Consider the following 21,179-nt stretch of genomic DNA (forward strand, 5'->3'; position numbering starts at 1 on the left):
GCCTGTTCGTGCGTGCCCGCCCCGGGCGTCCGCTTCGGATGAGTCGGATGAGACTGCCGCGCGGCACTGTTCGCTCATCCGAATGGGGGAGTGCAGGGGCGGGATCGATCACGTCGTGCGTGGTCGCTCGGCACGTGGTGGGGTTTTTCTGGCAAGCTTGACCCCGTGCTCAAGCTCGCGGGCGCGCGATTGTTGCAGGGGCGGGACGTGGAAAACGTCCGCTCGTTGCTGGAAGCGGACCCGGTGGCGGCCTGCATGGTTCTCTCCCGGATCGAAGCCGCTCGGACGAATCCGATGTACCTCGGCGGCGAGTTGTGGGGCTACGGCGGTGACCTGAAGGGGATCTGCTACTCCGGGCCGAACCTCATTCCGCTGCGGGGCGGACGTGACGCGATGCGCGCTTTCGCCGAGCGGGCGCGGCGGGGACGTGCGTCCTCCTCACTCGTCGGACCGACCCGACAGGTCATGGCGCTGTGGGCCGAGTTGGCGGAGTACTGGGGGCCTGCCCGTGAGGTGCGTCCCGAACAACCGCTGCTGGTGATGTCCGAAGCCCCCACCGGTTGGGTGGACCCGGCGGTGCGTCAGGTTCGCTCCGAGGAACTCGACCGCTACCTCCCCGCGGCGATCTCCATGTTCCGCGAGGAAGTGGGGGTGGATCCGCGGAGCGGAGGGGGTGCGGCGAACTACCGGGCTCGAGTCGCCGATCTGATCGCGAGTGGCCGGGCCTTCGCGCGCTTCGAGAACGGCCAGGTCGTGTTCAAGGCCGAGATCGGTGCGCTGTCCGGAACAGTGGGACAGATCCAGGGGGTCTGGGTTCATCCGGAGCGCCGCGGGAGCGGTCTCGGCACGGCGGGTACTGCCGCCGTGGTGGAGCACGTCGTTCGCGTCCTGGGGCGAACGGCGAGCCTGTACGTCAACGACTACAACGTGGCCGCGCGGGCCGCGTACCGCAAGATCGGGTTTCGCCGCGGCGGCACCTTCAGCACGGTGTTGCTCTGACCCCGGCCGCTCTGCTCGCGACTGCGCGGATGCCCTGCGCGACCACCGGAAACGTCGATTCGGTCCTCGGACATCCGAGCGCGGAGAGTCCGGCCGAGTTCGTGCCGGCGCCCCGATCCCCGCTTCGCGGCGGGATTTCCCGTCGAGCGGGGCGGACCGGGCCGGTGGTTCACCCCGGGCGCCGGTTTGTGATTCCGAACACGTTCGAGCTTCGTGCTTCGTCGCGCGCGGCGAGGTCGTCCCCGTGCAGCGGAGGTTTCCGCTCGACGGCGAGGTCGTCCCCGTGCAGCGGAGGTTTCCGCTCGACGGCGAGGTCGTTCCCCACCGGGCCGGACGAGGGACAGCCGAACATCGGGAGCTCCGTGTTCGGCATACTACGGATGTGCGTACAGCTCGTGCTTTTACCGCCCTGGCGGGACTCCTCGTCACGGTGCCGATCGCTTCCTGCGGTGTGTTCGACTCCGGTCCCTCGGCGAAGGACGCGGCCACGGCTTACGTCCGTGCGTTCGCCGCGGGCGACAACGCGGCGGCTGCCCAACGTACCGACGCCCCGGAAACAGCCAGGAAGGCCCTGGACAGGACGAGGAAGAACCTCTCCCCGGAGAAGGTGGACGCCTCGGTGACCGATGTGTCCTCGGACGAGTCGGGGGGATCGGCCGAGGCGGACTTCGACGTTTCGTGGAACTTCGGTTCGGAGCGCACCTGGGAGTACGCGGGGAAGCTGAACCTGCGCCAGCAGGACGGGACCTGGAAGGTGCACTGGCAGCCCTCGGCCGTCCATCCCGACCTGGGAGCCAGGCAGACCTTGCACTACGAGGAGGACCCCGCCACCCCGGCGCCGGTGCTCGGCAGGGACGGAACACGCCTGATGGGGCCGGAGCGGCTGGTGCGCGTGACGCTGATTCCGGGGCAGGCCGACGACCTCTCGAATGTCGCGGGGTCGCTGGCGGAGGGGCTGCGGCCCGTCGCGCCTGGAGTGACCGAGCAGGGGATCGTCTCCGGGGCGGAGAAGACCGAGGACGATCAGGCCTACACCGTCGTCACCCTGCGTTGGGCCGACTACCAGCGGGTGAAACCGGAGATCTACGAGCTGCCCGGCGTCCGTTTCCCGGAGCGGACCGAACTGGCCGCCACCGAACAGGACTACGCTTCGCAGGTGCTGCCCGCCGTGGCCGAGGCGAAGAAGAAGCGGCTGAACGGAAGTGCCGGTTGGCGGGTGTTCACCAGCGACGCTTCCGGCGCCGAGGTCAGGACGTTGCACCAGGTGAAGCCGAAGCCGACGGAAGCGCTTTCCACCACGCTGAGCGACAAGGTGCAGCGTGCCGCCGAAGAGGCGATCGACCCGGTGGAGAAGCCGGGCATGATCGTGGCGATGCGTCCCTCCAACGGTGACGTGCTCGCGGTGGCTCAGAACTCCGCGGCCGACGGCAAGGGCGCCCTCGCGCTGACCGGGCAGTACCCCCCGGGGTCAACCTTCAAGATGTCCACGGGGCTCGCCGCCCTGGAGAGGGGCGATGTCGGCATCGACACCGAGGTCGAGTGCCCGGCGGAGAAGACGTTCAACGGGAAGACGCTGCCCAACTCCCACCATTTCGACCTCGGAAGCGTTCCGCTGCGGAAGGCCTTCGCCGAGTCCTGCAACACCACCTTCGCGCAACTGGCCGCGGACATGCCCGCCGACGCGTTGCCCGAGGCGGCCGAGCAGCTGGGCATCGGCGCTGATTTCGCCGTTCCGGGACTAACCACGATCACGGGTGACGTTCCGGCAGGCGATGGGGAGGTCGATCGTGCCGTGAACGGGATCGGGCAGGGCAAGGTGCTCGCGAGCCCGTTCGGCATGGCGTTGGCGAGCGCGTCGGTGGCCAACGGCGAGATGCCGGTTCCCGGACTGGTCGAGGGGGACGAGACCGAGGTCAACAAGGGGCCGTCGGACAAGCCTTCCGGCAAGGCGCTCGAACAGCTGCGCGAGATGATGCGTGAGGTCGTCCGCTCCGGCACGGCCACCGAGCTGTCCGGAACGGGGGAGGTCGCGGGCAAGACGGGCACGGCCCAGTTCGGCGACGGAAGCAGGGCTCACGGCTGGTTCACCGGTTATCGGGGGGACATGTCCTTCGCGGTGCTGTTGACCGACTCCGGGTCCTCCGAGCGGGCGGTTTCCGTGACCCGGGATTTTCTGGAGCGTGCGGAGTGAGTCCGGTGTGTTAGGTTGTCGCACATCTCGCTCGCCCTTGCACAGGGTGTTGTTCGCCGTCGACGGGAGTGCACGTGATCTACTTCGATTCTTCGGCTCTGAAGAAGTTGATTGCCGCGGAACCGGAAAGCGCGGCGCTGAGCACGTGGGTCCGCAACAACTGGGAGCAGCCGCGCGCGACGAGTGCCGTGTCCAAAGTGGATATTATTCGTAGTTTTCGCACGGCCGGTCCGGCGGTCGAGGACCTCGCTTCGATCGTCGTCTCCAAGATCGAACACCTTCCGGTCGAACAGGAAGTTCTCGACGCGGCCAGCGGGTTGGACTCCCCGCTGAGCCTCACCGAGGCGATCCACCTGGCCTCCGCCTACCGGGAGCGGAAGGAGCTGCGCGCCTTCGTGTCCTACGAACCCGCCGTGCTCCGGGCCGCCCAGCGTTCCGGTCTGGTGACGGTCTCGCCCGGCAACGATCTCGACGGGATCAGCGAGGAGAGCTTTTGAACGCGGGCGGGGTTCCGGCCGGAGGCGACCGCTGCGTGGCCGCTCGCTTCGGATTCGCGTGGTGATTCGGTGATGACCTGCCTGCGGCTTCCGGTCGTGAGCAACGTTCTAGAGTGAGGGTATGCCGGTACGAAGCCCGTTGCAGCCAGGAGAGCAAACCCCGCGCCGTCCGGTCCCCTCGACCATCGAACGGCCCGAGTACGTGGACAAACCCGCTCCGAAACACAACACGGACCCCGACGTGCAGCCCCCCGAAGTGATCGAATCCATGCGCGTGGCGGGCAAGCTCGCCGCGCAGGCGCTGGAGGAGGCGGGCAAGGCGGTACGCCCGGGAGCCACCACCGACGACATCGACGCGGTGGTGCACGAGTTCTTCGTCGACAACGGGGTGTACCCTTCCACGCTCGGGTACCGCAACTTCCCCAAGTCCTGTTGCACTTCGTTGAACGAGGTCATCTGCCACGGGATCCCGGATTCGACGGTGATCGAGGAAGGTGACATCGTCAACGTCGACGTGACCGGCTACATCGACGGTGTGCACGGTGACAACAACGCGACTTTCTACGCGGGGGAGGTCTCCGAGGAAGCGCGGTTGCTCGTCGAACGCACCCACGAAGCCACGATGCGTGGGATCCGTGCCGCCAAACCGGGGCGTCAGCTCAACGTGATCGGCCGGGTCATCGAGTCCTACGCCAAGCGTTTCGGTTATGGCGTGGTCCGCGATTTCACCGGTCACGGCATCGGGCGCTCGTTCCACAGCGGGCTGGTGGTTCTGCACTACGACGAACCCTCGGTGCAGACGGTGATCGAACCGGGGATGACGTTCACCATCGAACCGATGATCACGTTGGGAACCCACGAGTACGACGTCTGGGAAGACGGGTGGACGGTCACCACGCGGGACAAGAGCTGGACCGCCCAGTTCGAGCACACCATCCTGATCACGGAGGACGGCAACGAGATTCTCACTCGTTCGTGAGCTGACCGGTGCTCGCTGCTCGGCTCGTCGTGGGTGGTTGCCGAGCTGGATTTCCCGCGGGGCGTGAGTGGGGTGCCCGGCATCGGGCAGCGGGCCCGCACGACGTCGGGGCCGTCCTCCGCCCGTGCTCACCCGAGCGCTCGCACAGCGGCCGGCTGGACCGCGGCGGTGTGACAGGGGGCACGGCCCCGGGCGGGGCGGGCCGTGCCCCCTATGCCGGTGGGGTATGAAAGCGTACGTGAATTCGCTGCTGGTTGCCGGGACGACCTCGGACGCGGGTAAGAGTGTGCTGGTTGCCGCGATTTGTCGTTGGCTGGCCCGCGGCGGGGGCGAGGTCGCGCCTTTCAAGGCGCAGAACATGTCCAACAACTCCGTGGTCACGGCCTCCGGCGGTGAGATCGGCAGAGCACAGGCCGTGCAGGCCGCCGCGGCGGGGGTGGAGCCCGACGTCCGCTTCAACCCGGTGCTGCTCAAACCGGGCAGCGACCGCAGCTCCCAGGTCGTGGTGCTCGGTCGGGTGGAGGGGGAGGTGAACGCTCTGTCGTACCGTCGGCGCAAGGACGTGCTGCTGGAGACGGTGACCGACACCCTGGCCGAGCTGCGTGCGGAATACGACTACGTGATCTGCGAGGGTGCAGGTTCACCTTCCGAGATCAACCTCCGTGCCCACGACATCGCCAACATGGGGCTCGCTCGTGCGGCAGGCCTCCCCGTCCTCGTGGTGGGGGACATCGATCGTGGCGGGGTTTTCGCCCAGCTGTTCGGAACACTGGCCCTGCTGGACCCGGCCGACCAGGCTCTCGTGTCGGGTTTCGTGGTGAACAAGTTCCGCGGAGAACCGAAACTGCTCGAGCCGGGCCTGGACCAGCTCCGTGCGCTGACCGGCAGGAGGGTGCACGGCGTGCTGCCGTGGTCCGAGGAGTTGTGGCTGGACGCCGAGGACTCGCTGTCGTGCGTGGCCGACGGGGTGGTCGGTCGCCCCGCCCCACCGCTGGGCGATCAGTGGCTCCGGGTGGCGGTTCCCCGGCTGCCGCGCATCTCCAACGCCACCGACGTCGAGGCCCTCGCCGCGGAACCGGGGGTCTCGGTGCGGTTCGTCACGGAACCCTCCCGGCTGGCCGACGCCGACCTGGTGCTGCTGCCCGGGTCCAAGGCCACCGTCGCCGATCTCGCCTGGTTGCGGGAGACGGGGCTGGCCGACGGGATCCGTTCGCACGCGGCCTCCGGCCTGCCGGTGGCGGGTGTGTGCGGTGGTTTCCAGATGCTGGGGGAGCGGATCGTCGATCACGTCGAGTCCGGTGGGGAGGTCGACGGACTCGGGTTGTTGGACATCGACGTCGAATTCGCCGCTTCGAAGACCCTCGGCAACCCCTCGGGAACGGCCATGGGACATCGGGTGAGCGGTTACGAGATCCATCACGGGCGTGTGCGGCGCAGCGGAGATCTCACCGCGTTGATCCGTGCGGCCGAGGGCGGGGAAGGTGCTGTGCACGGCTCCGTCGTCGGAACGCACTGGCACGGGTTGTTCGAGAACGACGGGTTCCGTCGTGAGTTCCTCGGCTGGGTCGCGGACCGGGCGGGGCGGAGCGGTTTCCTGTGTTCGCCGGAGACCTCCTTCGCCGATCTCCGGCGGGCACAGCTGGACCTGCTGGGCGACATGGTCGAACGTCATCTGGACACCGACGCGCTGATGCGTTTGCTGGACGGTGGGGCCCCCGAGGGGATGCCGACCGTCTCGGCCCGGCGGCACTGATCCGGGCAGCGTTCGGATCGATTCCGCGTGCGGGGGCCGTGGCGACGGCGGCCGGGGGAGCCGCACAGCGCGCACCGCGCTCGGTGAACCGGGCACGGCTCCCGGATCGGGTCCGTGTCCCCGGAAGTCCTCAGTCCCCGGCCTCCGGTCGCGTGGAGGCGGGTTGTTCGGCGAATTCGGCGAGCAGTTCGTCGAGGAAGCCGCCCGCTTCGGCTGCCGCCGATTCCGGACTGCCGTCGCGAACCGCTTCGAACAGCTCGGTGTGCGAGACCGTCCGTTCCGGCGGAACGGTGGGGTCGAAGGTGGTGGCGACGCTGGAGAGCACGGCTTCGCTGATTCCCTGGTACAGCTGGATGAGCACCGGGTTGTGCGAGGCCTCAACCAGGCGGAGGTGAAACCTGCTGTCGGTGCGCGCCACCCGCTCCGGGTCCCCTTCGCCGATGGCCGCGTCGCGTTCCCGCAGGGCCACCTCCAGCTCGGCCACGTCGTTCTCGGTGCGTGTCGTGGCGGCCAGCCGGGCGCTTTCGACCTCCAGCGCCCGGCGTACTTCCAGGACCTGACGCAGCTCCGTGTCGCACAGCCTGCTGACGGCGCCGGAGAGCTCACTCGTCGCGCGGACGAACGTGCCGTCGCCCTGCCGAACGTCGAGCAGTCCCGCGTGGGCCAGCGCCCGAACGGCTTCGCGCACCGTGTTGCGGCCGACCCCGAGTGCGCTGACCAGTTCGGTTTCCGGGGGGATCTTTTCCCCGAGCGGCCACTCGCCCGAAGCGACGAGCTCGCGCATCTGGGCGATCACCTGATCCACCAAGCCGGTCCGCGTTGTCGTGACCAAAGGCACAGGGTGGTCCTTTCATCCAAACATCCTACGTTTGCAACACTAGTACGTGATGTCTCACGAGTCGCGCACCGAATCCGTTCCCGATCGGCTGATCGTTCAGGATGCCAGCTCCACCGCGGGAGCCGGCAGGAACGATGCGATTTCGCGGGCCGGTGAAAGCGGGACCGGGGCCGGATCCGTCGACCGCGCCGCAGCGACCGGTGGTGGATTGCTGCTGGTCGGGGTGGCATTGGCCGCCGCGAACATGCGCCCCGCCGTCACCAGCCTGTCCTCGGTGCTGGGAGGCGTGCGTGATTCGCTGGGAGCCGGTGCCACGTGGGCCAGCGTGCTCACATCGGTGCCCACCCTGTGCTTCGGCGTAGCGGGGATCAGCGCGCCCGTGCTGGCACGTCGCTGGGGGATGCAACGCGTCGTGGGGGTGGCGCTCGGGTTGCTCACACTGGCGATGCTGGTGCGGGTGACCGGGGGCGCGGCAACGGTCTTCGCTGGCACTGTGGTCGCCTGCGGAGCCATCGCGATGTGCAACGTGCTCATCCCCGTGGTGGTGAAGGACTCCTTCCCGAACAGGGTCGGCATGGCAACCGGCATCTACACCACGGCCATGGCGGCCGGGGGCTCGATCGGTTCCGCGTTCACGCCCTGGCTGCGCACCGAGCTGGGCGGCTGGCGCCTCGCCCTGGCGACCTGGTCCGTCCTCGCGCTCGCCGCTTTCGTGATCTGGGCGGCGGCGGGTCGCAACGCTCCGGCCGGGAGCTCCCCCTCCGCGCCGAGCTGTTCCAAGGAGGGCAAGTCCCTGGCGCGCAGTCCGCTGGCCTGGGCTGTGACCGGCTACTTCGCCATGCAGTCCCTGGTGGCTTACGTGATCATGGGGTGGCTTCCCGAGGTGTTCAAGTCGGCGGGCACCGGGGCGGGAACGGCCGGCGCGCTGCTCGGGTTGGTGCTGTTGATCGGGGTTCCGATCAGTATGGTGCTGCCGCCCCTGGTGACCAGGACCAACGGTCAGTCGGTGTGGACCGTGGGACTCGCCGCCACGGCGATAGCGGGGTTCCTCGGCATACTGCTCGCCCCCATGGCGGCTCCGGTGCTGTGGGCGGTGCTGATCGGTACCGGTATGAGCGCCTTCCCGCTGGCCCTGGTGCTGATCTCGCTGCGCAGCAGCAACGCGGCCGAGACGAGCAGGTTGTCCGGGATGGCGCAGAGCACCGGCTACCTGATCGCTTCGACGGGCCCCTTCCTGTTCGGCGTGCTGCACAACACCACGGGCTCCTGGACGGCCTCCCTGGTCGTGCTCATCGGAGTGCTCGCGGTGCAGGCGATCATCGGGGTGTTCGCCGGCAGGCCGCGTACCGTCTGAGCGCCGGAACACCCTCCCGCCGAGCGGGGGCCGGGCGAGCCGCCCGGCCCCCGCGGCCGTGGCACAACGGTGTCCGTGAGCACCGCAGCTCACGGACCGGTCCGCTCGGTCAGTCCCACTCCAGCCCGAGCAGCGCGTTTTCCACCAGTTCGGGCATGGCCGGGTGGATCCAGTACTGGCCCCTGGCCATCGAGCGCGCGTCGATCCCGAAGGACATCGCCTGGATGAGCGGCTGGATCAGCGTCGGTGCCTGCGGGCCGATGATGTGTGCTCCGAGCAGTTGACCCGTCGAGGGATCGGCCAGCAGCTTGGCGAAGCCGTCCTGGTCCTCCATGGCCCAGCCGTACGCTATTCCGCCGTAGTCCTGCGTCGAACTGATGTAGTTGATGGCGTGTTCACGTGCCTGCTGCTCGGTCAGTCCGACCGAGGCGATCTGCGGGGCGGTGAACACGGCGTGCGGTACGAACCTGTGGTCGGACTCCACCGGTTCCTCCGGGTGCAGCAGGTTGTGCTGCACCACGCGCTCCTCGTGGTTGGCGACGTGCTTGAGCTCGTGGTCGCTGCTGATGTCCCCGAGGGCCCAGACACCTTCGACGGAGGTCCGCTGGGTGGCGTCCACCTTCACCTTGCCGTCGTCCGAGGTCGCTATGCCGCCCGCGGCCGTGTCCAACAGGTCCGAGTTCGGCCGTCGTCCGGTCGCCACCAGCAGAGTCCGCGCGGAGACGGTCTCCGGTCCCCCCGGACCGTCCAGGTGCAGCTCGACTCCGTCGTCGTCGCCGGTCACGCTCTTTTCGGTGCGGTTGAGCCGCAGGTCCCAGTCGCGCTCGGCGATCTCGGTGAAACGTGCCGAGACGTCGACGTCCTCAGCGCGCAGCGCGCGGCCGGAGCGGCCGATCATCGTCACTTCGACTCCCAGCGACGAGAAGATGTGCGCGAACTCGGCCCCGATGAACCCGGTGCCCAGGATGATCATGCTCTCGGGGAGTTCCTCCAAGCGCATCACGCTGTCGCTGGTGTGGTAGGCGACGTTCTCGATCCCGGCGATCTCCGGAATCACCGGCCTGCCTCCGGCGGCCAGCACGATTCGGTCGGCGCTGATCGTCTCCGATCCCGCGGAGGTCTCCACCACCAGCTGTCGGGTGTCGGTGAATCGGCCGATGCCCTCGTAGAGGGTCACGTTCGGGTTCTCCTCGGAGCGGAAACGTTTTCCGCTTTCCGAGATGGTGTCGATTCTCCCGAAGATCCGGTCCCTGATCTCGGACCACCGAACGCCGGTGCGGCGCAGATCGACCCCGAGCGCGTCCCCCTCGGACGGGGTTCGTGCCACATCAGCCGTGTGCACGAACATTTTGGTCGGTATGCAGCCGACGTTCAGGCAGGTTCCCCCGTACGAGGAGGTGCTGCCGACCCCCTTCTCCACGATGGCGACGTCCCAGTCGGAGAACCGCTCGTCGAGGATCGCGTTTCCCGATCCGCTACCGATGATGATCAGATCGAAGTGTCGCACGTGTTCATCCCGTCTCGCCTACTTTGACGGAGGGTACAACCAGGTGCGCGGGCGTGGAATTCCCGGTGGGCGAGCGGATGGGCCCGGCTGCTCGAGGCCGGGTACCGCGACGAGAGCTCCCCGGACCGCCGGAACGAGCCACTCGCGGGAGTCGGGGCGGCAAGGCCTCGCGAGGGACTTGAGCGAAAAATAGGCGATCGTTATCCGGTTGTGCTCTGTTCGGAATTACGGGGCCTGCTTTCTTCGTGGGCTTGTTGACCTGGTGATACGACGTGTCAACGGTGCGCAGGTCGGGTGTAACGCGACGTGAAATCTGTTCGAAAAAGCGGGAGACAGTGCCGCTGTATTTTCCTCGGTGGCGAGACCGTGCGGTTCGAACCTCTCGCCACCGTTCCTGCCGGGGGTGAGTGGAGCTCGCATGCATATGTCCCAGTCCCGACCGACGGGGACCGTTGGGCCTCGTGCAACGACACGTCGCCCGGAGTGCGCGGGGGAACGGGGTGGTCAACCCGCCGGGCAGGCACGAAGACCCTCCGCTGCGCGGATCACCGGCTGGGAGCGCCGCTATCGTCTCGCTGTGGCCTGCGGTGACGTGCTGGCGGCGGCCGTGTGCGTTTCCGGGGGAGCGGCGCTGCTCGAGCGCTCCTCCCCCGGCAGGGCCCTCGCCTTCGGCGGCGTGGTCACCGCAGTGCTGCTGGCCTCGTTGGTTCCGACGTGGAACTACCGCATCCTGGGGCAGGGGGCCGAGGAGTTCCGCCGGCTCGGCAGAGCGCTGCTCACGGCCGATGTGCTGCTGGCCTTCGGGGCCGTGGCCACCGGAGTGGAACAGCTGCGCGGCTGGATATTCGGGGTGCTTCCCGCCGCGGCCCTGCTGTGCGTGGCACAGCGCTACGCGTTGCGCAAGGTGCTGCACAACCTGAGAGCGACCGGGCACTGCTCGTTGCCCGTGATCGCGGTGGGGCACACCGAGGCGCTGGAGGACCTGATCGCCAGGACGCGGCGCGAATCGCACCTCGGGTGGCGGATACGCGCGGTGTGCACCGCGGGGAGGCAGGACACCGGTGACTCTCCCGAACGGGTCGGCTCGGTTCCCGTGGTGGGCGGGTTCGACGAGGTGGCCGAGCAGGTGCGCCGTGGCGCGTACAGAGCCGTGATGATCAGTGCGGACCGCTACTGGACCCGTCACCGTCTGCAGCGGCTGTCCTGGGAGTTGGAGGGCACCTCCACCGAGATGGTGGTGGCCCCCGTCCTCATGGACGTCGCGGGGCCCCGGGTGCACGTCTCCGAAGTGCTCGGTATGCCGCTGCTCCGGTTGAGCGAGCCCGTCTTCACCGGGCCGCGGCTGCTGGCCAAGTCCCTGATGGACAGGCTGGGGGCGTTGATTCTGCTGCTGTCGCTGTCCCCGCTGCTGCTGGTCGTCGCCACTGCGATCAAACTGGACAGCGGCGGCCCCGTGCTCTACCGGCAGCGCAGAGTCGGGCACAACGGCGAACCGTTCGTGATGCTGAAGTTCCGCACCATGGTCGACGACGCCGAGTCCTCGCGGGAACACCTCGCGGTGGACCACGGAGCCGGCCCCCTGTTCAAGTCGCGCCGGGATCCGCGGACGACCAGGATCGGCCCGCTGCTGCGCGGTTACTCGATGGACGAGCTTCCGCAGCTCGTCAACGTCGTGAGGGGGGAGATGTCGTTGGTCGGGCCGCGGCCCCCGCTGCCGGACGAGACGGCCTCCTACGAACCCGAAGTGCACCGGCGGTTCATGGTCCGTCCTGGGATGACCGGTCTGTGGCAGGTGAGCGGACGAAGCGACCTGTCCTGGGCCGAGAGCGTCAGGTTGGACCTGCGCTACGTGGAGAACTGGTCGTTGACCCTGGACATGATGATTCTCTGGAAGACCGTGCGGGCCGTACTGGGGAGGGAAGGCGCGTACTAGGTGGGCCGGCTCACAGCGGCGCTTCGCGTGGCTGGTTGCTTGGCGGAACCCCGCGGCGGTGCCGGGGCGGGTGATTGGCGCGGGAGCGGGTCGGCACGGGGCGGTGTTCATCGACTCGCGGGGTTCTCGAACAGTGCCCGGATCGACCGTCGGTAGCGCTCCGGAGCGAACAGCGTCTCGGCCTCCCGGCGGGCGTGCCGGGCTCTTCGCCGGGTCGTCTCCCAGTCGTCGAGCAGCGCCTCGACCCGGTCGGCGAGCGCGTGCGGATCGTCCGGAGGAACCACCGAGCCCCTTCGCCCGCCGTCGACCGTTTCGGGCAGTCCCTGGGCGTCGGTGACGACGACCGGCCGCATCGCCAACTGCGCTTCCACCGAGGTGTTGCCGAACGGTTCCGCCCTGGAGGGCACGAGGACCATGTCGGCGGCGGCGTAGTGATCCCAGACGTCGTCGTCGAACCCGTGCGAGTGGACGACTTCCCCGAGACGGTGCTTCCGGACCAGCTCGTCCAGCTCACGCTCGAACCACTCGTACCCCTCGAACACCGAACCGACCAGCTCCAGTGTGACCGGTCGCCCGCGCTCGCGGAGCAGCGCGACCGCGCGTATCGCCGTGTCGGTCCCCTTCCGGGGCGAGATCCTGCCCACCAGGACCAGTCGCGCGTTCCCCGGAGCCGTGGGACTGTCCTTCGGCGGGGTGGCGGGGCCGCGGACGCCGTTGCGGATCACCAGGATGCGTTCGCGGAGGCGCGGAACGGCTCCGAGCAGCGTTTCCCGCGCCGCGGTGCTGTTCGCCACCACCACGTGGCAGCACAACAGCGGCAGGGCGATCCCCACCCGCACCGGTGCCGGGACGGTGTCCTCGGCCTCGTGCACGTGCGCGATCACGTGCCTTCCGAACAACCGGGCCAGCGGCGGCCACAACGGCACGGTGACCGTGCTCACGTAGACGGCTTCGAAGCGATGCCGGACGAGCAGGCGCAGCATGGCAGGCAGCGCGCGGAGGCAGTCGCGCAGCAGCCTGAGCAGGCCGAGGGGGCGAAGCGCGCTTTTGCGCAGCACCGGGGTGGGGCAGCGCAGCACCCGAGCCCCGCGGGAGCGCAGGAGTGGTACCAGCGGTCCGTCCGCGGGCAGGGCGACCAGCACTTCCCGGCCGCTGTCCGTCAGCGCTCGCACGGATTCGAGAAACACGCGATCGGAGCCGTACAGCTCCGCGGAGGGATGGACGAACAGCACTGGACGGGTCACGATGCTCCTCACAGGGGTCTCCGGTGCTTCCGCCCGCACCGGATGAACGGGGGCTTCCGCACTTGCCGTCTTGTCGCTCCGACCCGTGGCCGCTAGGCGAGGCGTTCCCCTCCGCGCGGTCCCGGCGGAGGGCCGTGCCGGCTCCCCGGGGCGAACTCCCGTTCGCGGTCCGGGGGCCGGATCAGCTCGGACCAGGCGGCGAGGACGAACAGCCACACCGCGGCCACGTTGGAGGGAGCGCCGAGGGATTCGGTGAACATCGAGTTCGCCAGCATCCCCAGCAGCACCGCGTAGACGAGGATGCGGTCCTGCCTGGGCTCGGGGGAGCTGCGCGCGGCTCGGGCCGTGTTCAGCAGGATGCCGACGATCAGGGCGGACCAGACGGTCAGGCCGAGCAGCCCGGAGTTCACCATCAGGTTGATCACGGCGTTGTGCCCACCGCCGAGCCCCATCTCGTCCAGGAACAGGCCGCGGGTGGCGCTCTGGCCGTGACCGTACAGCGGTCGCTCGGAGAACTCCTCGAGGGCGTGGCCCCACAGTTCCGTACGCGAGTTGAGCGTGAACAGCCTGGACATCGAGTGCCCACGGGTGAAGAAGGCCGTGATCAACGGGGTGGCGGCGAGTCCGACGGCCAGCAGGCCCACCGACAGGAACGCGGTGATCTCGAGTCTGCGGGTGCCGCGCCATCTGACCCACAGGGCGGTCAGTGAACCGACCAGGGCTCCGAGGGCGGCGCCACGGGTGTTGGTGGCCACCAGACCGACGGTGCAGATCAGCAGCATGCCGAGGTACACCGGCAACGGCCAGCTCGGCCCCTCGTGGGTGTTGCGCCTGCCGAGCACGTAGCCGACCAGCACGACGACCGCTATGGCCAGGAACTGGCCCGCCGTCACGGGATGCAGGTACAGCCAGGTGAAGCGTTCGGCCTGGCTCTCCCGGCGGGGGAACGGGACGAGCGCGCCGAACACCACCGAGACGGAGACGAGAACGCCGTAGGCGTGCGCGAAAGCGTGCATCGTCGCCCGCCCCGAGTGACCTACCACCGATCGGGTGACGGCCAGCAGCACCACCATCTGCCATGAACGGACCAGAGCCATCTCGAAGTAGGGCGAGTACATTGTGGATAACCACAGTGTCGCTACGTAGGCGTAGGCCGTGAGCGTCACCCAGTGCGCCGTGTGCAGTCGAGGGGCCGGACGGAAGTGGACGAACAGCCAGCACGCCACGGCCGCGTAAGCGGCGATCTCCAACAGCACGAACACGTCCGGGTGCCCCGAGACGGACTGGTCCTGATCACGGAGTCGGAACTTGTACTCGCTGGCCACGATCAGCGCCAGCAGACAAGCCGTCAGCGCCCGCGTGTCGGAGTTCGCGCGGAGATCGGGCGAGTCGGTCGGAAAGCGGCGGTGGTCGAGCACGGAGACCCTTCGCGGAAAGTTTCGGTGACCGCGGAGCGGACGAAATCTCGTAACGAATCGATACCGGGAGCTTATACGGCGGGTTCGTCGATCCGCACCATTGATCGGCGGCAAGGCCACGGGATTGGACGGCGATGCGCGTAGCGATGCTCGGAACGCGGGGAGTGCCCGCGAGGTACGGAGGTTTCGAAACCTGTGTCGAGGAGGTGGGCAGGCGTCTGGCCCGCATGGGGCACGAGGTGACGGTGTACTGCAGGGACGGCGAGGCGGGGCACACCCCCGAGCACCTCGGGATGCGGCTGGTGCGCTTGCCCGCCCTGCGGCGGAAATCCCTGGAGACGCTGAGTCACACCGCCCTCTCGGCGGGACACGCCGTGCGGGAGCGCCCGGACGTCGCGCTGGTGTTCAACGCGGCGAACTCGCCGTTCCTGCCCCTGCTGCGGGCCCGTGGAATCCCGGTGGCGACACATGTGGACGGCCTCGAATGGAAGCGGGCGAAATGGGGGAAACTGGGAGCGCGCTACTACCGTACCGCGGAATCACTGGCCGTGCGCTGGTCCGACGCGTTGATCTCCGATTCGCGCGGGATCCAGAATTACTACGCGGATCGCTTCGGCGTGAAAAGCGACTACATTCCCTACGGAGCCCCCGTGCTGGACACCGTCGGGGCCGACGGTTTGGCGGAATACGGTTTACGCGCCGGTGAGTACCACTTGATGGTGGCTCGTTTCGAGCCGGAGAACCACATCGACCTCGCGGTGGCCGGATACCTCAGGAGCGGGGCACGGCATCCCCTGGTCGTCGTCGGCACGGCCCCTTACTCGGGCGCTTACACCACCAGGGTGCGGAAGCTGGCCGACAGCGGCAGCGGTGTCCGGTTGGTGGGCGCGGTGTGGGACCAGCGAGTCCTGAACCAGCTCTACGCCAACGCTCTGACCTATGTGCACGGCCATTCCGTCGGCGGGACCAACCCGTCGCTGCTGCGTGCCATGGGAGCGGCCACCTCCGTGTCCGCTTTCGACGTGGGGTTCAACCGGGAGGTGCTGGGGCCTCACGGGGCGTACTTCACCGACGCGGAGACGTTGGCCGCGTGCTTCGACCGGGCCGAGGAACGTCCCCAGGACACCTTGGACCGTGGTCGCGCCCAGGTGGCGGAGCTGACCGAGCACTACGACTGGGATGTCGTGGCGCGTGGTTATGCCGAGTTGGCGGAGAGATTGTGCTCCTCCGGAACTTCCTCCGGAGGTGGGAACGCGTCGCGGTCGCTCGTGTTCTCGGATCGGCGTGCGGGCGGTGTGCGGCGGTGGATACGGAACAAAGGGGTCAGGAGGCGGTGAAATGTTGAGTCGAAGCCGAAGAATCGGCGCGGCTCTGGTCGGGAGCACTCTGCTCGGAGCGCTGATGGCTCCCACCGCGGGAGCGGCCGATTCGCGGCCCGAAACGGTGACGGCGGGCGCGCTGCCGACTCCGCAGACGGACGGGATCGTGCTGTCGGTGGAGATCGTCGGGAACACCGTCTACGCCGGTGGCCATTTCGACAAGGCCCGCCCGGCCGGTGCGCCCGCTGGGGGCGCCGGGGAGGTCCCCAGGGACAACCTGATGGCCTTCGACCTGCGCACCGGGGAGTTGTTGCCGTGGTCACCCTCGGTGACCGCCACGGAATTCGAGTCGAGTACCGATCCGGGGCCGCTGTGCGACTCGGTCGGCACCGACCGCTGGAGATGCGACACCGTGTTCGACGTGACCGCGGGACCGGCGGGCGACAGGATCTACGTCGGTGGTGACTTCGACAGGATCGACGGCAGGTGGCGTTCCAGGGTCGCCGCCTTCGGCACGGCCGAGCGCGCTCTGGTGAGCGATTTCGACCCGCGGGTGCGGGGACGGGTGCGTGCGCTCTCTGCCACCGCGGAGAGCGTGTACCTGGGAGGGGCCTTCGACGGGGTCGACGGTGCCGACCGGAGCAGGCTCGCGGCCGTGTCCTCCACGGGAGAACTGCTTCCGTGGGCTCCGACGGCCGATGCCACTGTGCACAGCGTGCTCGCCGTCCCGCAGCGGAGCAGGGTGCTCGTCGGCGGGGCCTTCGACAGGGTCAACGGGCAGCGGCGGGCCGCGCTGTCGGCTGTCGACTCCGCTTCGGGGGAGAACGTCTCCTGGCAGTGGCAGGCGCCGTCCACCGACGACGTGGTCACCGACATCGACACGGACGGTCGGGGCACGGCCTACTTCGGCTCGTACAACTGGGAGGGGTTCAACCCCAGGTTCGAGGGCCGCGGGGCGGTGCGGATCGACAGCGGTTCCACCGTCTGGATGGACGGTTGCTACGGGGACACCCAGTCGGTCGCCGTGGCGGCGGGTGTGGTCTACGCCGCCTCGCACACGCATGCCTGTGCCGCGCTGGAAGCCATCCCCGAGGACGGTTCGATCGACTACCAGCGGTTGACGGCGGAAACGACGGAAGCCACGGGCACCTCGCCGCGCGATGTGAACCACGTGGGCGAGGGAGATCCCGTCCCGGAGCTGTTGCCGTGGTTGCCGAACACCAACGGCGGCCCGCAGGAGAGTCCGTGGAAGAACGGCACCTGGGCCGTCGACGCGAACTCGGAGTACGTCGTGGTCGGCGGTGAGTTCACCACCGTCAACGGTGAGCCGCAGCAGTCCCTGACCCGGTTCGCGGCCCGCTCGGTGCCGGAGGCGGTCCACAACGGCCCGCAGGTTCCGTTCCGGGCCCCGCAGGTGCAACGGGACCGGGCCACCGGTGAGGTCTCGATCGAGTGGCGGGGAACCTGGGACGCGCAGAACAGCTCGATCCGTTACGAGGTGATACGGGTCGGAAGGTCGGAACCGGTCCACGCGGTGACCAGGGAATCGTGGCCCTGGCAGATCCCGACGATGCGGTTCACGGACACGCAGGCCCCGGCGGGGGACACGGAGTACTGGATTCGGGCCGTGGACTCCGACGGGGCCTCCATAGGCTCCCCGCGGGGCAGCACCGGCTGGTGATCCGGCGCGGGGCCTGAAGCGGCCGGAAACGACCGGAACACCGGCCGGCTGCTTCGGGCCCGACGGGCACGGCCCACCGATGCCTCCCCGCCGTGTTGACGACGGGGGAGAGCGGAGAACCTCAATCAGGGGTGCCGGTCCGCACGAGGATTCCCGCATCGGGGTGCTCGTCCGGGGGGACACCGAGTTCCTCGGTCACCTCGCCGGGGATCGGACGCCCCGCCCCTGTTCCCGGGGCGCCCGGTCGGAGCCGGTAGTCGCCCTCGCCCGGATCCCGGAAGGGCGTCCCGGACGCGCGCACGACGGCGCTGTGCCTGCCCTGCCCGGTTTCCGCGGTCAGCTCGGACAGCGTCTCGAACCGTTCCGAACGTCCGGAACCGAGGTATCGATCCACCAGGTGAGGCTCCCCGTCCCGGACGTAGACGTTCCCGTCGCTGCGGGTGACGAATCCCGGCGTGGGCACGTCCTCCGGTTTGTGGTTCTTCGCGGTGGCGAAGGGACGCCCCGCGGCGGTGCCGGCGAAGTGGTTGTTCACCAGCTCGGTCTCGGCGGTGATCCAGCTCAGGCCGAGCCGGTCGCTGTACGGATCGGACTCGGGGGAGCGCACGTCGTTGTACAGTCCGACGGCCCCTCGGTTGCCGAGGAAGGTGTTGTGGAAAACGCGTACCCGGTCGGCGCTCGATATCTTCACCCCGAGCCCCCGGTTCTCGGCGATCAGGTTCGAGGCGATCAGAGCATCCGAGGAGACCTCGTAGAACAGGCCGTGCTTGACGTTGCCTCGCGTGGTGTTGCCCAGGACCGCGGCGTTCGTGCAGCCCAGATCGCACCACCAGCCCGCCCCGGTGTTGTCGACGAAGGAGTTCCGCCGGACCACCGGTCGCGCGGTACGGGTGATCTTGACGCCCGCGGCTCCGATGGCGGGCCCGCTCAGGGCGAAGTGCTCGCGATTGTTGCGGGTCACGAGATTCCCGCTCATCCGTATCCCGTCCGCCCTGTTGGCCATCATCCCCACGAGCCCGTTGTCGCTGAAGACGTTGTCGACGACCCTCGCGCCGGGGGCGAACACGGCAGCGCCGCTGGATGCCGCCCAGGAGAAGGCGTTGTTCTCCAGGGTGACCTTCGCGGAGTTGACCACGACCATGGCTCCCTCGCGGCCGTACTCCTGCCGCGAGGCGTAGTGGGCCACGCCGATCCCGCGCAGGCTGCTCCCAGCCGCGCGCGGCCCGTCGAACTGGAGCAGCCAGGAACGGGCGGCGGCCTCGACCGTCCTCCCCTCCGGGTCGTTGCCGATCAGCAGTGTTTCCTCGTCCGGGTCGACGAAGAAGGTCCCCTCCGTCACAGCCGCACGCTCGGCCACCTGGCGCAGCGGTTCACCGTCGAGGAAAACCATGTCGGCAAGCCCGGCGTTCGGGTGTCGCGGATCGATGATCTCCGGGATGAAGCAGTCCCTGCAGAAGTCCGGACTCCAGCCGTCGTGCATCCAGCCCCGACCCGTGCGCTCCCAGGCGTCGACGACTTCGCTGCCCTTCAGCCAGACCCGTTCACCGGGATAGGACCTGATGTGCAGTCTTTTGCGGACCACCCCGATGCTCTCCCGGTAGGTTCCGGAGCGCAGCACGATCGTCGCCGCCGGACTCGCCGTGCGCACGGCCTCACCCAGCGTGCGCAGCGGGTCGGAGCGGGTTCCCCGCGCGCCGTCGGTGCCGGAGGTGGAGACGAAGAGCGCCCCCTCCGGGGCCGGCGGACCCGTGCCGGGAACTTCCGGCAGCGGCGGCGCCCCGGACGGACGCGTCCGCGTGGTCGTGGATCCCGAGTCGTGCTGCACCCAGGTCCCGGAGACGAGCACAGCGGCGCAGACGACGAGGACCCCCAGCACACGTGCACCGCGTCGATGACCACCGGAAGGGGGTGTTCGCCCGAACATACGATTCCACCGTTTCGTCTTCTCGGTGTCCGGTGTGGTCCCCGCGTTCGCAGCGGATCGGACGCTTCTGGGTCATTCCGACACGGACAACCTGGTGCGAAGCAGCGTGGTCGACACGTGCCCCGTGTAGGGAAAGTACACGATTCCGACGCCGACGCTTTCGAGCTTGGACTCCATCTCGCGCGCGCGTTCCGTCCCCCTCCAGTCGTCGCCCTTGAACAGCACGTGGAATCCGACCCGTTGCCAGGTGAGGTACTTGTCGACGTGCGGATCGGCGATGGCCTGGTCGACGTACCTGATGCTGGACACGATCTCCAGCCGCTGGTCGAACGGGATCACGGGGTGTTTGGCCTTCGCGCTCAGCACCACTTCGTCGGTGGCCACTCCGGCTACGAGCAGGTCGCACTCCGAGCGGGCGCGTTCGAGGACCCGCAGGTGCCCTATGTGGAACATGTCGTAGGCACCGGGCGCGTAGCCGACAACGGGCCTGCTCACGGTTCTCCCCCGTTCGCGGTCAACCGCTTCGCCCGGAGAAACCATCCGGGCAGTGCCGCGCAGGCGAACAACGTCTGGGCCAGGAACAGTGCCGTGTAGACAGCGGTGAAGGCGAGATGAGCTCCGAACAGCACGAAGGCCAGACACAGGACCCCGTAGTCGGTGGGCGAAACCAGCAGGGAACGCCAGACCGAAGGGGCCGTGCCGTTCGCGGGTCCAGTGGTGGCGTGCAGCTTCCGGAGCTGTTCGTTGAGGATCATCGTGAAGAAGAGGACGCTCTCCACGACGGTGAAACCGAGGGGGACCAGTAACCACCAGTCGGGCTGATCACCGAAGCGGTACGCGGAAACCAGCACGGCCGAATGCAGCATCGGGATCTTCGCGCTGTCCACGACGTGATCCAGCCATTCCCCCGAGGGGTGCCCGCCGCCGCGAAGTCTGGCCAGCTGCCCGTCAGCCGAGTCGAGGGCGTAACCGAGCAGCAGTGCCGCGGCCACCCCCGCTCCGAGAGCCGAGGAGGGGGGCAGGAGCGCCAGCGCGAGAATTCCGGCGAGGGTGCACAACGCGCTCACGAGGGTGACCTCGTTGGGAGTCCTGCCCGCGAGGTGGGCGACGGCGGCCAGGTAGCCCCCGGCCCCGCGATTGACGAACCGTGAATACGCGGGCGCGCCCCGCGCCGACTTCTGCGCGGTGGGAAGTCGGCGAAGTATCGTCCCGAACGTGGGATTCGTGTGATCCGCCTCGGGCGGGGACCCACACCTCGGGGTGGAACCGCGCACGGAACCTCCTTCGTCGATGGTACCTGCGGATGCCCGGAGAGGTATTCATCCCTTCTGGACCGAGCACCGTTGTCGGACCGGTGCTTTCGGTGCCGATCTTTCTCGGACCGCGCCGCTGCGGTGTTTCGTCCCGTCGGGACGGACAATCCTCGGGAACGAACTCCCGGAGGCGTTCTGGTGATCGTCGAGTGATCGCGGTTCGTTACAGCGTTATCGTAATCGTCGTGCTCACCCCGGGGATCCGTACCGTGACACGAGCCCTCCGGGC

17 protein-coding genes are annotated in these 21,179 nt (G+C 68.6%); 9 read left to right on the forward strand and 8 right to left on the reverse strand.

Annotation, left to right across the window (positions count from 1 at the left end):
• Positions 1–165: 165 nt before the first annotated feature.
• On the forward strand, positions 166–999 hold the full coding sequence (locus tag FHR84_RS05980) for a GNAT family N-acetyltransferase (RefSeq protein WP_179534478.1): 834 nt from the start codon (positions 166–168) through the stop codon (positions 997–999).
• Between the two features lie 169 nt (positions 1,000–1,168).
• Here FHR84_RS05980 and FHR84_RS05985 read toward each other — a convergent pair whose 3' ends face one another.
• Positions 1,169–1,372 carry a hypothetical protein gene (locus FHR84_RS05985; protein WP_179534479.1) on the reverse strand — a complete coding sequence of 68 codons (204 nt, stop codon included), beginning with the start codon at positions 1,370–1,372 and terminating at the stop codon, positions 1,169–1,171.
• A 9-nt stretch (positions 1,373–1,381) separates the two neighbouring features.
• On the opposite strand from FHR84_RS05985, the gene FHR84_RS05990 reads away from it, so the two are divergent.
• The 4 genes from FHR84_RS05990 to FHR84_RS06005 all read left to right on the forward strand — a co-directional run bounded on the left by FHR84_RS05990 (position 1,382) and on the right by FHR84_RS06005 (position 6,419).
• Positions 1,382–3,190 (forward strand): penicillin-binding transpeptidase domain-containing protein, encoded by a 1,809-nt coding sequence (locus tag FHR84_RS05990; RefSeq protein WP_179534480.1) that lies wholly within the window; start codon positions 1,382–1,384, stop codon positions 3,188–3,190.
• Between the two features lie 74 nt (positions 3,191–3,264).
• Positions 3,265–3,687: a PIN domain-containing protein gene (locus FHR84_RS05995; protein ID WP_179534481.1), complete on the forward strand. Its 423-nt coding sequence runs from the start codon at positions 3,265–3,267 to the stop codon at positions 3,685–3,687.
• Positions 3,688–3,808: 121 nt separating this feature from the next.
• Positions 3,809–4,666, forward strand: coding sequence for a type I methionyl aminopeptidase (gene map / locus FHR84_RS06000; protein WP_179534482.1), 858 nt, complete (start codon positions 3,809–3,811; stop codon positions 4,664–4,666).
• A 238-nt stretch (positions 4,667–4,904) separates the two neighbouring features.
• Positions 4,905–6,419 (forward strand): cobyric acid synthase, encoded by a 1,515-nt coding sequence (locus FHR84_RS06005; RefSeq protein ID WP_179534483.1) that lies wholly within the window; start codon positions 4,905–4,907, stop codon positions 6,417–6,419.
• Between the two features lie 130 nt (positions 6,420–6,549).
• On the opposite strand, the gene FHR84_RS06010 is transcribed toward FHR84_RS06005, so the two are convergent.
• Entirely contained in the window at positions 6,550–7,257 is a 708-nt protein-coding gene (locus FHR84_RS06010; protein WP_179534484.1) for an FCD domain-containing protein, read from the reverse strand.
• A gap of 49 nt (positions 7,258–7,306) precedes the next feature.
• Between FHR84_RS06010 and FHR84_RS06015 the strand changes: the two genes are divergently transcribed.
• A complete protein-coding gene (locus FHR84_RS06015; protein ID WP_179534485.1) occupies positions 7,307–8,611 on the forward strand; it encodes a CynX/NimT family MFS transporter in 1,305 nt (434 codons plus the stop codon).
• 109 nt (positions 8,612–8,720) lie between these two features.
• Here FHR84_RS06015 and FHR84_RS06020 read toward each other — a convergent pair whose 3' ends face one another.
• Positions 8,721–10,118 (reverse strand): mycothione reductase, encoded by a 1,398-nt coding sequence (locus FHR84_RS06020; protein ID WP_179534486.1) that lies wholly within the window; start codon positions 10,116–10,118, stop codon positions 8,721–8,723.
• Between the two features lie 577 nt (positions 10,119–10,695).
• On the opposite strand from FHR84_RS06020, the gene FHR84_RS06025 reads away from it, so the two are divergent.
• Entirely contained in the window at positions 10,696–12,051 is a 1,356-nt protein-coding gene (locus FHR84_RS06025) for a sugar transferase (RefSeq protein ID WP_425489858.1), read from the forward strand.
• A gap of 107 nt (positions 12,052–12,158) precedes the next feature.
• On the opposite strand, the gene FHR84_RS06030 is transcribed toward FHR84_RS06025, so the two are convergent.
• A complete protein-coding gene (locus tag FHR84_RS06030; RefSeq protein WP_343075171.1) occupies positions 12,159–13,295 on the reverse strand; it encodes a glycosyltransferase in 1,137 nt (378 codons plus the stop codon).
• Between the two features lie 92 nt (positions 13,296–13,387).
• Positions 13,388–14,713: an O-antigen ligase family protein gene (locus FHR84_RS23145; RefSeq protein WP_179534487.1), complete on the reverse strand. Its 1,326-nt coding sequence runs from the start codon at positions 14,711–14,713 to the stop codon at positions 13,388–13,390.
• Positions 14,714–14,847: 134 nt separating this feature from the next.
• On the opposite strand from FHR84_RS23145, the gene FHR84_RS06040 reads away from it, so the two are divergent.
• Positions 14,848–16,050 (forward strand): DUF1972 domain-containing protein, encoded by a 1,203-nt coding sequence (locus tag FHR84_RS06040; protein ID WP_246300299.1) that lies wholly within the window; start codon positions 14,848–14,850, stop codon positions 16,048–16,050.
• Between the two features lies 1 nt (position 16,051).
• Positions 16,052–17,713 carry a hypothetical protein gene (locus FHR84_RS06045; RefSeq protein WP_179534488.1) on the forward strand — a complete coding sequence of 554 codons (1,662 nt, stop codon included), beginning with the start codon at positions 16,052–16,054 and terminating at the stop codon, positions 17,711–17,713.
• Positions 17,714–17,834: 121 nt separating this feature from the next.
• Here FHR84_RS06045 and FHR84_RS06050 read toward each other — a convergent pair whose 3' ends face one another.
• The 3 genes from FHR84_RS06050 to FHR84_RS06060 form a co-directional block, all read right to left on the reverse strand.
• Positions 17,835–19,637: a right-handed parallel beta-helix repeat-containing protein gene (locus tag FHR84_RS06050; protein ID WP_218862270.1), complete on the reverse strand. Its 1,803-nt coding sequence runs from the start codon at positions 19,635–19,637 to the stop codon at positions 17,835–17,837.
• 72 nt (positions 19,638–19,709) lie between these two features.
• Positions 19,710–20,132, reverse strand: coding sequence for an FAD synthase family protein (locus FHR84_RS06055; RefSeq protein WP_343075172.1), 423 nt, complete (start codon positions 20,130–20,132; stop codon positions 19,710–19,712).
• Entirely contained in the window at positions 20,129–20,911 is a 783-nt protein-coding gene (locus FHR84_RS06060; RefSeq protein WP_179534490.1) for a CDP-alcohol phosphatidyltransferase family protein, read from the reverse strand. The genes FHR84_RS06055 and FHR84_RS06060 overlap by 4 nt, the downstream gene beginning before the upstream one ends.
• Positions 20,912–21,179 lie beyond the last annotated feature (268 nt).

The organism is Actinopolyspora biskrensis (assembly GCF_013408175.1).
In the GTDB taxonomy this organism is placed as follows: domain Bacteria; phylum Actinomycetota; class Actinomycetes; order Mycobacteriales; family Pseudonocardiaceae; genus Actinopolyspora; species Actinopolyspora biskrensis.